This is a genomic window from Paenibacillus sp. Paensp38 (assembly GCF_059491915.1).
Genome location: NZ_CP168516.1, coordinates 5,344,561 through 5,357,075, shown reverse-complemented (window position 1 = coordinate 5,357,075; position 12,515 = coordinate 5,344,561). Strand labels below are relative to the sequence as shown.

The following is a 12,515-nucleotide window of genomic DNA, read 5'->3' as shown; positions in this document are numbered from 1 at the left end:
AATGAAGAGCAACGTAACGATGCGGGATATTGCAGATAAGCTGGGAGTAAGCAGCGTGACCGTGTCGAAGGCGCTCAATGACAAGGATGGGGTTAGCGAGGAGCTAAAAGAGCGTATTAAGACGCTCGCGGGCGAAATGGGTTATCGTTTCAATACCGTTGCCAAGTCCATGAAGGAGGGCCTCACCTATAACATTGGTGTTGTCATTCCCGAACGTTTTACCGGCCCTGGCCAATCGTTTTATCTGCACATCTACCAGCAAATTTCACGGGCACTGGAGCCATACGGCTACTACGGCATCCTTCACATCCTCCATCGCGAAGACGAGGAACAGCTTAATCTGCCACGTATCTATTACGACCGTAAGGTGGACGGCTTCATTCTCCTGGGCCAAGTGAGCAAGCCATATATTGAGCTTGTACAAACCATGGAACTGCCCAAAATGTTTCTCGATTTTTATGATGAGCATGCCGATATCGACTCCGTGGTGACGGATAATTTTTACGGGGCCTACGAGCTGACCAACTATTTGATCGCCCAGGGACACCGGGATATTGCATATGTGGGCAACCTCTATTCCACCAGTAGTATTCAGGATCGTTTCCTCGGCTACTATAAATCCTTGCTGGAGCACAGGTTGCCTCTCCGTAACGAGTGGGTGCTCAGTGACCGGGACGACGAAGGCTCTTATGTTGAAATGGAGCTTCCTCAGCCGCTGCCGACTGCTTTTGTATGTAATTGCGATCAGGTCGCTCACAATCTGGTGCACAAGCTCATTGCTCTGGGATACCGCGTGCCTGAAGACTGCTCTGTGGTCGGCTTTGACAATGATGTATACGCCACTCTTATTGTTCCGCAACTGACCACAGTCGGAGTAGACATCGAGCAGATGGCACGTACCGCAATTGATTCGATGATGAAAAAAATAAGCCATCCCGGCAGTCGCTTTGGTCGGGTCCTGGTGCAGGGTCATATTGTATATCGTGACTCCGTGCAGCCCATCGAGAGGCCATGATCATCAAATATTCCACAACCAAAAGCCGCTCAGCATGTCGCTGGAGCGGCTTTTGACGTTCATAAGTATTGCAGTGTGATCATCGTACTCACTTTCCATTGTGGATCTTGCAGAATCCTGGATTAGGAGCGCTGGGCGACAAAGGAATTGCCCGCCCGATTGAGAATCGGCAACATCCGCATTTCCTGCCCCATCGAGGCTTGGCAAAATGGACAAGCTGGCTCGTTCAAAAAGGTGAAATCCGTTCGCATCCAGCCATTGCAACCCTCATTTGTACACGACCAAATAGCCGTATTTTCCTCTGGAATGATTTCCGGGGCCTGGCGTCTGTACATCTATATCCCCCCTCGGTTTTTTATAGGGTCATATCCCCTGTCGGCTTACTGTTAATTCCAACCTGTGCGGGTATTAATATGCTCCAAGCTCCAAAAAATATGCGCAATTTACCAAAATGTTTATTTACGGATAGCCTTGGTCCAGAAGCCGCCATGAAATTGCTTCGGCTCTACCGTAATGACAAAAGCCTTAGGGTCCAGCTCCAGAATGGACTGATACAGCCTATTCTGGTTTTTCCGTTTAGCCAAAATTTCCATCACCAGGCGCTCTCCATCACGCCCACTGCCCAGCCAGGCTGTAACGCCGTATCCTTTGTCCCGCAGCGCATTGGCAATTCCTCCATTAATCTCATTGCTGATCACCTTAACAGTGACATAACCAAGCGCTATTTTTTCCTCAATCCATGCTCCAATCAGAATACCCAATGCATAGCCAATGGCGTATACCGCAAGACTTGCCACTTGATCCAGATACTTAAGCACAACATTCAAGCCCAATACATAGACCGTAACTTCTACGGTGCTAATGAGCGCAGCAATGTACTTCTGTCCTTTCAGCGTCAGAATCATGCGCAGTGTATACGCCGATACGTAAATAATTTGAATAACGAGAATAAATAATAAAATTTTGAGCATGCGCTCACTCCCCACTTCACGTTCTGATTTAACCCGTATCCAACATTATACCCCCGTCTGTGATATACAGCCTCTGGTTTCGTATTACCCTTGCTCGGGTAATGACTAACTACAGCATGCTGAATGAAAGTTCGATCACATAAGGAGGGCTTCAACATGAAGGATAACGGAATTAGCGATAAAATCAAAGGTAATGTGAACAAAGCCAAAGGTGAAATCAAGGACCAAATCGGAAACGCTACCGATAATAAATCCCTTCAAGCCGAAGGTAAACTGGATAAGGCCAAAGGCCATCTTCAGGAAACAGCAGGCAAACTGAAGGACGGCAAATAATCCTGAATGGATAACTTCGGCGCACTGTTTTACCTACAAGTCTCGCTGTCTTGTGCAGCGGGCTTGTTTTGTGTTGTTCGGATACTTTTGGAAAAACTTTTGCGCAAACAGGGCAACTTTTATGGTTGCTGTTGCGTCTAACCAATATAAGCACAACCTATAATGACTCTCCAAGCTGTTGGATTTTGTAGGCATTAATGTTACTCTAGTCTATGAACCAGGCTATAATTCTTAAATAAAGGGGTAGACCAACGAATGAAATCACTGAAATCTATCAAAAAACCTGTCATCATCACTGCCGTATCCGCCTTGGCCATATCCGGGGCTCTTTTCAGCCAATCCACATATGCCGCACAAGTGACTAAGCCGATCCAAGCAGTATATAACAATATCAAAATTATCTACAACGGAACCGAGGTTCCTACTGATGCCAAAACAGAACCGTTCCTGCTGGATGGCGTAACGTATATCCCACTGAAGCTGGCAGGTACAGCTTTGGATAAAAAAGTAACATGGGATGGAACAAACAAACGCGTAGTCATTGCTGACAACGGCGTTCCTATTGATCAATCTACAGTTACGGCGCTGAACAACCAGATTACGACGCTGACTCAAGAGCTCAACACAGCGAAAGCAGCAAACACGACGAAAGACGCTACCATTGCTCAATTGCAAAAAGACAACCAGACGCTAAAAGATACAGCCAGTAAAAGTAGCACCGATACTTTGAAGGACCTTGAGCGTCAACTGAATAGAGACTATCGCGATACAAATAACGCCAATGCAGACATCACCCTGAAAGGTGATAAAAACGATATTACTGTGACCATTGAGTTGACAGAAAGTAGATGGAACGATATTTCCAGTAGCAGACAAAAATCTTATCTTGAAGATATTTCGGAAGATATTTTGAAAACCTTTAAAGATGCTGATATTGAAGGAACCGTTAAAAACTCCAATAATGGAAACAAACTTGCAACCTTTGAATCCGATAGCAAAGGAAACGTGGATCTGGAGAAACTGTCTACAAAGATTGATCTCAGTGAGATCAAAAGAGTTTTGCTCAGCGACTTTGATCGTAAATACAATAATGTTTCCATCGATTTTAGTGTAAAGGGCGACTCCAGTGAAGTCACTGTGGATGCCTATGTAAAAGCCGATGATTGGAACAGTCTAACTTACTACCAAAAAAATAGAATCCAAGAAGATATTATTTCAGACATTAGAAATAAAAATGTATCACGTGTAAAAGGTGTTGTTCATTCAAACGAAAACAACAGCACACTGGCGACCTTTAACTACTAAGTGAATAAATACTAGAAATAAGAGGGAGTCCAAAATGGACTCCCTCTTTTGACTGTCGAAACTTTCTCGCTAGTCTTTTTTACATTCAATTCATTTAATACGACGCTGCATTAATATTATGAAAATATAGGTGGCTGTAGCGATCCGTCTGGAAAACGTTAATTCCCTAATTTGTATAGAATATAATCAAAAAAGGAATCTTAGTCTTTGAAAAAGACAGTTTCTCGACAAGCTGAAGACAGGGAAGGTATCCTCCCTGTCTTCTTATCATAATTGTAACCCTTATAGTCCGAGCGATTATTGAATCAACCTGCCTGCAGAAGTAATGTATTTTACTAATCACTATCCGCATCGGTCACGCCTATATTTCTTGTATACATCAAATTACCGGGGCTGGTTATTTTGACTTTGTAAAACATACTGGGTTTAGAATAAGGATATACGCTATAGGTTCCTTTACTATAAACAATCATAGTATTAAAGTCGATTTACTTGAATGCGGGCGATAAACCGCTCTCATACGCAGCATGAATATCCAATACACCCTTTAGGCTCAAAGTCAAAATTACGATGGAGCAGTTCAGTTGAGTATGCTTAACATGGAAAAACATCTGCCAAACCACATTGTTGTTAGTCCCCCCAACAACAAAGGAAATGACAGATGCTATCCAGTATATTTTAGATTGACCATCGTTTGACTAATTCTTCTTATCGATTTGGATTTCTGATCCACACACTTGGACCAAAATGAGTTATATAATCGGTGGGCCAATCAATCGTACCGAACCACTGACTTCCATCCCAAAAAGAGTAATCCCGATAGTTATCCCACGGATAATAATAATCTGAATTGAATTTTGAGACTACTACTTCTGAAAATTCCCCATTGATAGCACTTCCATAGATATTGCCGCCATCAAAGTTTTTTTTCGCTATTGCCGTCACTCTCTTAACAGACATGGTTGATAGGTCAGAAGAGTCAAAAGAGGTTTGCATAACGACGATTTGATTGTAGTAGGCTAACAGATAAGCGTTATAGGTACTATTATCAATATAAAATTTAACTGAGTTAAACCCCTCCGCATTTACCCACGTCTCTGTAGTATATTTATAATCTCCATTTTTAATGTAGCCTTTGTATCTTTGTTGACCCGTTTGAAAGGAAAATCCCCCTTCGATTTTCCGTCCATTCTTTGCATCAAAACCATAATACATCCATGGCTGTTCGTTTGCTCCTAGGTCCTCAGCCCTTGGCAGAAGCACACTTGCATTAACCCCATCAAAACCATCATAATCCAATTGAACCCTTGAAAAAGCCCCCGTTGTCCCTCCACTCACTTCCCATGGATTGGGGTTTCTTTTACTTGATATAGAAACATCATGTTTGTTTCTTGATTCACTCAAAGAGCTTGTTTCCATATAAGTAGCATCCGTTACACTATCCTCTTTTGGTTCAACTTTATCCGCCATGCCTACATAACCTTTTTCTGAGCTGTATACTTCTCCATCGAGCGTAAGATATATGTATTCCGATTTATTAAGATTTTCCAGATTTTGTTTTAGATCACTATTATTTTTACTCTTTAGTGATGTACTATCCACTGTATTGAGTAGTTCAGCAATAGATGCTTTCGGATTAACAGCGATCTTGTGTTCTTGAAGCTCATGGACTATGGCCCGCTGTTTGAGATTTTCAAAAAATGAAGCATCGTACGTACTGGATTTCGATTCCGCATAGGCGAGACTTCCAGAGAGTGTGGAGCACATGAGAATGGTTGCCAATCCCATACCAAGAATTTTCCTAAACATACACAAACCTCCTAGTTATTTTTCTCGTAAGTAGTGTACTCCCACATGCATATAATCACAACCAAAATTTATAGTAAATGACCAAATAAAGAGTGTTTGTTTTTACATATAATGATGTATAGAAGATTTAATTAAATAGCAAAAAGAGAGCGCTTATGCGCTCTCAAATGGTTGAGAAACCCCGTCTTTTTGGGACGTGGGTTTCTTTTTCTTTACATTAACCAAGAGAGACCATTTTAAACAGCATGGTAGAACCAATGGCAGGACGCCCGTTGTCCGCACAATACAGCATGCTTACTTCTCATGAATTAAGGAGAAGTCTATATATGTAAATCAACATAAAAGGAGCTGTCGAGACTTTCTCGACAGCTTAAGAAGACAGGAAGGCTATTTCCCCTGTCTTCTTTTTTCATAACTGCAACCTTCGATAGCTAAACAATTATTGAATCAACCTGCCTACAGAAGTAATATATTTTATATAGTCTTTATCCGCATCGGTTGTATCGATATTTCTCGTATAAACCAAATTACCAGGAGTGGTGGTTTTCACTTTGTAAAACATACTGGGTCTAGAATAAGGATTTACACTATAGGTCCCTTTGCTATAAACAATCATAGGATTAAAGTCAATTTGCTTGAAGGCGGGCGATAAGTCGCTCTTATAAGTAGCATGAATATTCAATACATCCTTCTTTTTATCCCAGTCAAAGGAAATAAGGTCAAACGCATTCGCATCAATGACTTGGGCCAAGTCTTGTCCCTTAAACCTCATAAGAACTGGACTTTCCGTAAAGCTATCATGTCTTAGCTTCAATAAGCCACGTTGGGGATCCCACTCCATCTTCGCATCTGTATCCTTCAACAATATGGATACCGGTAAAAACATTGCATTACTCAGCATGATAGGGACTGTATCCATTGTCACCGGTTCGCCGTTAACCGATATTTCGGGTGAACCGATCGTAGCCGTTACATTACGCCCCAACAGATCAACAGCAGCCGTCTTGTTCGCTGCATTATAACTTACTTTGCCGCCCAGTATATCCTCAGCCGCTTGGAGCGGTATAAGCAGTCTCCCCTTCTTATCCACAAAAGGTGATGCAGGGTAGGTATATAGGACGTAATGTTCATTGACCTTGAGGTGTATCGGTGTTTGGCCTTGAGCTTGAGCTGATGCCCAATTCGTGTTTGTAGCACCCAAACTCAATACAATCATAAGACAGATTAGTAACCTAATTTTCATAATCATAATACCCTCCTCGTTATTGTTCGTTACCAGTGTATCGTCACAAAAATATCATTTCAACCATAATTTACAACATATATCCAGAAATACACATGACATTTTACATATACTGGTTTATAATGGGTTAAACTGCAAAACAAAAAGAGAGCACAGAATTGCACTCTCTTTGGATAAAGCATATAAAAGTAAGAAATATTAATAGGCCAATGCAAAAAGTCCTTTGATATGGGACAAGTAACGGATGTTACTGCCTTCCTTCATCAAGGTGGCTACAGCGCCTTTCAGTTGGGTGCCATTCGCGCCTACAGTACCGATCGCGTCTGTTCTACCCAAGCTGCCCAGTGTACCGGAGAATACTGGTGTAAAGCTTTCCATTTTCGCCCCGTTGAAATAAGCGAAGATGTTGTAACCAACTAATTCGCCCATTTGCCAAGCCAACTGTGCCGTTGGAGGGTATGGACGCTCGCCTTCAGCCGGGAACACCACTGCGCTGTCGCCAGCGAGGAAGATGTCTTCGTGAGAAGTCGATTGCAGTGCACTATTCACAGTTGCGCGACCACGGTTTACTTCGATACCAGATGCGCCAACCAGTGCATTACCTTGTACGCCGCCTGTCCAGATCAGTGTGTTCGTTTTGATCGAACGTCCGTCTTTCAGGAGAACTTCGTCAGCTTTCATTTCTGTAATCGGAACACCCGCTACGATTTGAACGCCACGTTTTTCAAGGCTTGTTACTGCACGATCAACCAGTGGTTGAGGGAAGCCTGCCAAAATAGATGGTCCAGCTTCTACGCAATACAAGTTGATATCTTCGTAGTTAATACCTTTTTCGCGACAAATTGCAGGCAATTTGTCAGCATATTCGCCCACCAGCTCAACGCCTGTCAGACCGCCACCACCGATAACGATTGTAGCATCTGCTTGGTTACCGGATTGCTTGTAAGCATCCAGACGAGCTTCCACATGTGCGCGAATGCGATTGGCTTCTGCCACGGATTTCAGCGTGAAGCTATGCTCTTGCAGTCCTGGAATACCGAAGTAAGCCGTTTCACTGCCGAGGGAAATAACGAGAGCGTCATAGCTCAATGTAGCACCACTTGCCAGGGTTACTTTTTTATCGTCCGGTTTGATTTCCGAAACCGTATCCACTTTTAGGATAATATCTTTGTTACGCAGCAGTTTTTCCAAAGGAAGCGCCACAGCTTTTTCGGCAATTGTACCTGCCGCTAAACGGTGCAGTTCCGTAATAATTTGGTGTGACGCAAAGCGGTTAACCACTGTAATGGTTGCTTGACTAGCGTCCATATGCTGGCGTGCTGTAAGAGCGGCCAGCAATCCGCCGTATCCGCCGCCCAAGATCAAAATTTGCTTCGACATGTCCATCCTCCGTTCTCGATCAGGTAATTATTTGCTTTCGCGTTGGCGCTCATTCAGAATATCCAGGAAAGCCTGGCTGAAACGCAGCGTTTTTTGTACATTCGGATCTTTAAGCATTTTGAGCAGGCCGAACAGACCTACACTGCCGTCCGTAGTTTGTACGCGGTCATTTGCTTCAATCGCAGCAGAAGCCAATCCTTTAGCCGATTCTGTTACAGGCTTCACAAACTCTCCCATGGAGTTTTTCATATCTCCGATAAAGACAGGGTCAGTTGCCAGACTGCGAGCTACATCATAAGCGTCGGTCATCAAAGTAACCATCTCAGTCAACTTTGGCAGATTCTCTACCAGTACGGTCAGCGATTGCTGAACCTCCGGTTTCATCAATTGGTCCAGTACATCCCGAGACTCTTTGGTAGCTTCTTGTGTTACTGCCACCTCTTGTTGGTTTTCAGACATGCGTGAACGTCCTCCTTTACTGTGAAAATAGAAGTCCATCCTCTCTCGTAACCTGTATCCATAAACTCTAGCAATAAAACGTTCATTGAATTCACGCCCTTAAACATGCAAGAAGCACAGCTTAAACCGGCCTATACCCTAAAGGGCAAGACTGATTTATCGCAGATGCCAATTGTATATTGCTCAGACGTTATTCTGTTGTTACTGCTGCGGAATATCCCACGAAGCGTTCCTTCGTGACTACAACAGGCCGAAACGGAACCCTATACCTCTATATTACACCTTTCACAACACAATCGTCGAAGAAATTTTAAATTTGCACAAATTTCTGCAAATTTTTTATTGTTATTTTAGATAAAAATTAGAATAAGCTCGATTTTTGTCCAAGTTTCCCTTGAAAAAGGGTCGTTTTAGGCTAGAGGAGGGTAATAGAGAGCGTACGTTTCAGTTCGATAATATGAAAATAACTCAAAATATATTCATACGGATGCCCGATCATCACCACTAGTGGGGCGGGCGGACAAGCTGCATTGGCAGAATCGCCCTACCTACGTAGGGTGTCTTCAGAAGCATCAGGAATATCAGGTGCTTTGAAATCATCAGAAGACGGCTGTGGCACACCAGACTCAATGAACTCCTCTACATCGCGGGCAGCCTTAACTTGATTGCATTCATTGCAAGCACATACACAATTGACGGGCGTCGTATGACCCCCTTTTGCCCGAGGCAGTAAATGATCAATCGTGTCACCGTAGCCTCCACAAAAGAAACAAGTATAGCGGTCACGCTTAAGCACATATTGGCGAAACTCCTTGTTGCTATACAGTCTACGCACGGTGTAAGGATTAACAATCACCGCCATACGCTCTCTGACCAGGGTCATGGCCAGATCAAGCTCAATCTCTTGATGCCAGCGTCTCCCCTGATCGGTTTTACCTCTTAGCCGAATCATGCCATTACGATTGAGCCGCAACGCCCGAGTATCCGCAGGCTTCAGCCTGCTAAGCAGATGCCGAACCCGTTGCCGATGGCGCTCGCGTGCTTTATCCGTGACCGGCTTCCTGCGGGGGCGCTGTGCCTCCATAGGTAGTGACGCCTCCAGGCTGTGCACAGCCGTATTTGCTTCAAGGCTATGTTGCGTCACGGGAGCAGCCGAGAGGTTCGCTTCCTCGCCGGAAGGAGCGGACGTAGCCGCACGTTCTTGCGGGGCCAACCCCCGGCAGGAACGGCAAGGACCACGCCGGGAATAAGGACCCGCCCGGCGACCCGTTCTGCGCTGAAAGTCCGTTAGAGGCTTCATCTTCTGACAGTACGTACATTTTTTTATCACCGGTTTGCTCGTTTCATCCTTATTCTGCTGCGGTTCTGTCACGTCCACCCCTCCTTTCTTCTATTGCCTGCGCTCCACGGTTTGCCCAAAACCCGAACTATTGTTAAGTTAGATTCATTTTACCGTTTTCACGTTCCCTTTTCTAGCTATTGAGCCATTATGAACACTCAGGTATAACAAATTTTAATGATTTAGCATACGTTATACAGCGATCCTTGTTCTTCATTCAGCATCATATTGACCGTCTGACGTTTAGCCCCCCTCACTTGGTGGGTAACTTGTTATATATAAAGGAGGGACGCACATGAAAAGGAACCATACGATGATGCAATTTTTCGAGTGGAATGTCGAAGCTGACGGTTCTCACTGGAAGAAGCTTGCCCGCCTGGCACCGGAACTGAAGGCCAAAGGAATTGACGCGATATGGATTCCACCTGTCACCAAAGGCCAGTCGCCCGAGGATACGGGATACGGCGTCTATGACCTTTACGATCTGGGCGAATTTGACCAAAAAGGCGCGGTACGCACCAAATACGGAACCAGGGAAGACCTGCTGGAAGCTGTTGCTGCCTGCGTTCGTCACGGTGTGGCCGTCTATGTCGATCTGGTCATGAACCATAAAGCTGGCGCGGATGAAACCGAAGTATTCAAGGTCGTCGAGGTTAACCCGGATAACCGCAATGAGGTCATTTCCGAGCCCTTTGATATCGAAGGCTGGACTAAATTTACATTCCCCGGCCGACAAGGGAAGTATTCCACATTTCAATGGAACTTTGAACATTTTAACGGAACCGATTACGATGCGAGCCAGGACCGGACAGGAATCTATCGTATTTTAGGTAAAAATAAAAGCTGGAGCGAAAATGTAGATGATGAATTCGGCAATTATGATTATTTAATGTTCGCCAATATTGACTATAATCATCAGGATGTGCGCAAAGAGATGATCCGCTGGGGCAAATGGCTGGTGGACACTCTGCAATGCAACGGATTCCGTCTGGATGCAATCAAGCATATTAATCATGAATTTGTACGAGAGTTTGCTACAGAAATGATTAAAAAACGCGGGCAGGATTTTTATATGGTAGGCGAGTTTTGGAAACCGGATCTGGAATCATGTCAAAAGTTCCTGGATACCATTGATTATAAAATCGACCTGTTTGACGTATCCCTCCACTACAAACTACATAGCGCTTCCTTGGGTGGCAAGGATTTCGATCTAAGCACCATTTTCGAGGATACGCTGGTTCATACCCATCCCCTGAACTCGGTTACTTTTGTCGATAATCATGATTCCCAGCCGCACGAAGCGCTCGAATCCTGGGTGGAGGACTGGTTTAAGCCCAGCGCCTATGCACTTATCTTGCTGCGCAAGGACGGTTATCCCTGCGTGTTCTACGGCGATTACTACGGTATTCAGGGGCAAACGCCCGTGAAAGGCAAGCAAGCTGAGCTAGACCCGCTACTATATGCCCGGTACCATAAAGCTTATGGTGAGCAAAAAGATTATTTCGATGATCCCCATACGATTGGATGGGTTCGTCAAGGCGTGCCTGAGCTGGAAGGCTCCGGATGTGCTGTGGTGATCACCAACGCAAATGACGGGGAAAAGCGCATGTTCGTAGGTAAACAACGTGCAGGGGAAGAATGGATAGATTTGACCGGGCATCACGATCATATCGTAAAGATCGGGCAGGATGGCTACGGCATATTTCCCGTTCGTGCCGGCAGTGTGTCGGTGTGGGCACTTCCCGCAGAGGAAGACAGCCAGGAATCAGAAGAAGAAGCAAACGCTTAATCTATACCCAACACAAAGAGGACAGGATGCGAGGAAGCGCCCTGTCCTCTTTGTGTATGAAAACTCACTCCGTTACCTTGCTTTGGTTGGCCACAGCCTGCTTCTTAGCCTCTACATGACTCGGATCACCGAGATAAAAGCGCCGGATGGGATCTATATGCTCATCCAGCTCATACACCAGCGGAATACCTGTCGGAATATTCAAATCCAGCAATGCGGTTTCGTCCAGATTCTCCATATACTTGATTAAAGCCCGCAAAGTGTTACCATGTGCAGAAATGATAACTCGATCCTTTTTGAGAATCAAAGGTACAATCCGCTGCTTCCAAAACTCGCCGACCCGATGCACTGTGTCCTCCAGACTTTCCCCAAGCGGCAGCTCTTCTGGCTTAATATTGCGATAACGCTCTTCCCGATGCGGACTCCGCTCGTCTTTCTCATCCAGCATGGGGGGCCGCACTGTCAGGCTACGCCGCCAGATATGAACCTGCTCCTCGCCGTATTCAACGGCAGAATCCAGCTTGCTAAGCCCCTGAAGAGCACCGTAATGGCGTTCATTCAGCTTCCATGACTTCTGCACAGGTATCCACAGATGATCCAGTTCATCCAAGATGTGATACAACGTGCGGATAGATCGTTTTAGCACAGAGGCAAATGCCAAATCAAACGTATAACCAGCCTCCTTGAGAATACGTCCCGCCTCAATGGCCTCATGAGTCCCTTGTTCAGTCAGGTCCACGTCCGTCCAGCCCGTAAACAGGTTTTGTCGGTTATACACGCTTTCTCCATGCCTAACCAGCACTACTTGATACATGTACTCACTCCTCTCCTGTCTGTCTTAATGTTTTACCCAACTTCTATGTATTTAACGT

General features: G+C 44.9%; 12 protein-coding genes. 4 read left to right on the top strand and 8 right to left on the bottom strand.

Annotation, left to right across the window (positions count from 1 at the left end; translation table 11 throughout):
• Position 1 precedes the first annotated feature (1 nt).
• Positions 2-1,015, top strand: coding sequence for a substrate-binding domain-containing protein (locus ACEN8J_RS23715; protein ID WP_029518692.1), 1,014 nt, complete (start codon positions 2-4; stop codon positions 1,013-1,015).
• A 122-nt stretch (positions 1,016-1,137) separates the two neighbouring features.
• On the opposite strand, the gene ACEN8J_RS23710 is transcribed toward ACEN8J_RS23715, so the two are convergent.
• The gene (locus ACEN8J_RS23710) at positions 1,138-1,350 is read right to left on the bottom strand and encodes a cold-shock protein (RefSeq protein ID WP_025721956.1); all 213 of its coding nucleotides are present in this window, start codon (positions 1,348-1,350) and stop codon (positions 1,138-1,140) included.
• A gap of 120 nt (positions 1,351-1,470) precedes the next feature.
• Entirely contained in the window at positions 1,471-1,986 is a 516-nt protein-coding gene (locus ACEN8J_RS23705; RefSeq protein ID WP_013312523.1) for a DUF2179 domain-containing protein, read from the bottom strand.
• A gap of 156 nt (positions 1,987-2,142) precedes the next feature.
• On the opposite strand from ACEN8J_RS23705, the gene ACEN8J_RS23700 reads away from it, so the two are divergent.
• Positions 2,143-2,319, top strand: a complete 177-nt coding sequence (locus ACEN8J_RS23700; protein ID WP_068939077.1) for a CsbD family protein — start codon at positions 2,143-2,145, stop codon at positions 2,317-2,319.
• A gap of 255 nt (positions 2,320-2,574) precedes the next feature.
• Positions 2,575-3,624 carry a stalk domain-containing protein gene (locus ACEN8J_RS23695; protein ID WP_495594039.1) on the top strand — a complete coding sequence of 350 codons (1,050 nt, stop codon included), beginning with the start codon at positions 2,575-2,577 and terminating at the stop codon, positions 3,622-3,624.
• A 708-nt stretch (positions 3,625-4,332) separates the two neighbouring features.
• Here ACEN8J_RS23695 and ACEN8J_RS23690 read toward each other — a convergent pair.
• The 5 genes from ACEN8J_RS23690 to ACEN8J_RS23670 all read right to left on the bottom strand — a co-directional run bounded on the left by ACEN8J_RS23690 (position 4,333) and on the right by ACEN8J_RS23670 (position 9,887).
• The gene (locus tag ACEN8J_RS23690) at positions 4,333-5,433 is read right to left on the bottom strand and encodes a hypothetical protein (RefSeq protein WP_495594038.1); all 1,101 of its coding nucleotides are present in this window, start codon (positions 5,431-5,433) and stop codon (positions 4,333-4,335) included.
• A gap of 439 nt (positions 5,434-5,872) precedes the next feature.
• Positions 5,873-6,676 carry a copper amine oxidase N-terminal domain-containing protein gene (locus tag ACEN8J_RS23685; RefSeq protein WP_495594037.1) on the bottom strand — a complete coding sequence of 268 codons (804 nt, stop codon included), beginning with the start codon at positions 6,674-6,676 and terminating at the stop codon, positions 5,873-5,875.
• 198 nt (positions 6,677-6,874) lie between these two features.
• Positions 6,875-8,056 carry an NAD(P)/FAD-dependent oxidoreductase gene (locus tag ACEN8J_RS23680; RefSeq protein WP_013312527.1) on the bottom strand — a complete coding sequence of 394 codons (1,182 nt, stop codon included), beginning with the start codon at positions 8,054-8,056 and terminating at the stop codon, positions 6,875-6,877.
• A 27-nt stretch (positions 8,057-8,083) separates the two neighbouring features.
• Positions 8,084-8,515, bottom strand: a complete 432-nt coding sequence (locus ACEN8J_RS23675; RefSeq protein WP_029518696.1) for a DUF1641 domain-containing protein — start codon at positions 8,513-8,515, stop codon at positions 8,084-8,086.
• Positions 8,516-9,059: 544 nt separating this feature from the next.
• Entirely contained in the window at positions 9,060-9,887 is an 828-nt protein-coding gene (locus ACEN8J_RS23670; protein WP_449291796.1) for an HNH endonuclease, read from the bottom strand.
• A gap of 262 nt (positions 9,888-10,149) precedes the next feature.
• Between ACEN8J_RS23670 and ACEN8J_RS23665 the strand changes: the two genes are divergently transcribed.
• Complete coding sequence (locus ACEN8J_RS23665) at positions 10,150-11,643, top strand: alpha-amylase (protein ID WP_039271815.1); 1,494 nt, start codon at positions 10,150-10,152, stop codon at positions 11,641-11,643.
• Between the two features lie 64 nt (positions 11,644-11,707).
• On the opposite strand, the gene gpmA is transcribed toward ACEN8J_RS23665, so the two are convergent.
• Positions 11,708-12,457 (bottom strand): 2,3-diphosphoglycerate-dependent phosphoglycerate mutase, encoded by a 750-nt coding sequence (gene gpmA / locus ACEN8J_RS23660; protein WP_029518698.1) that lies wholly within the window; start codon positions 12,455-12,457, stop codon positions 11,708-11,710.
• Between the last annotated feature and the right edge of the window lie 58 nt (positions 12,458-12,515).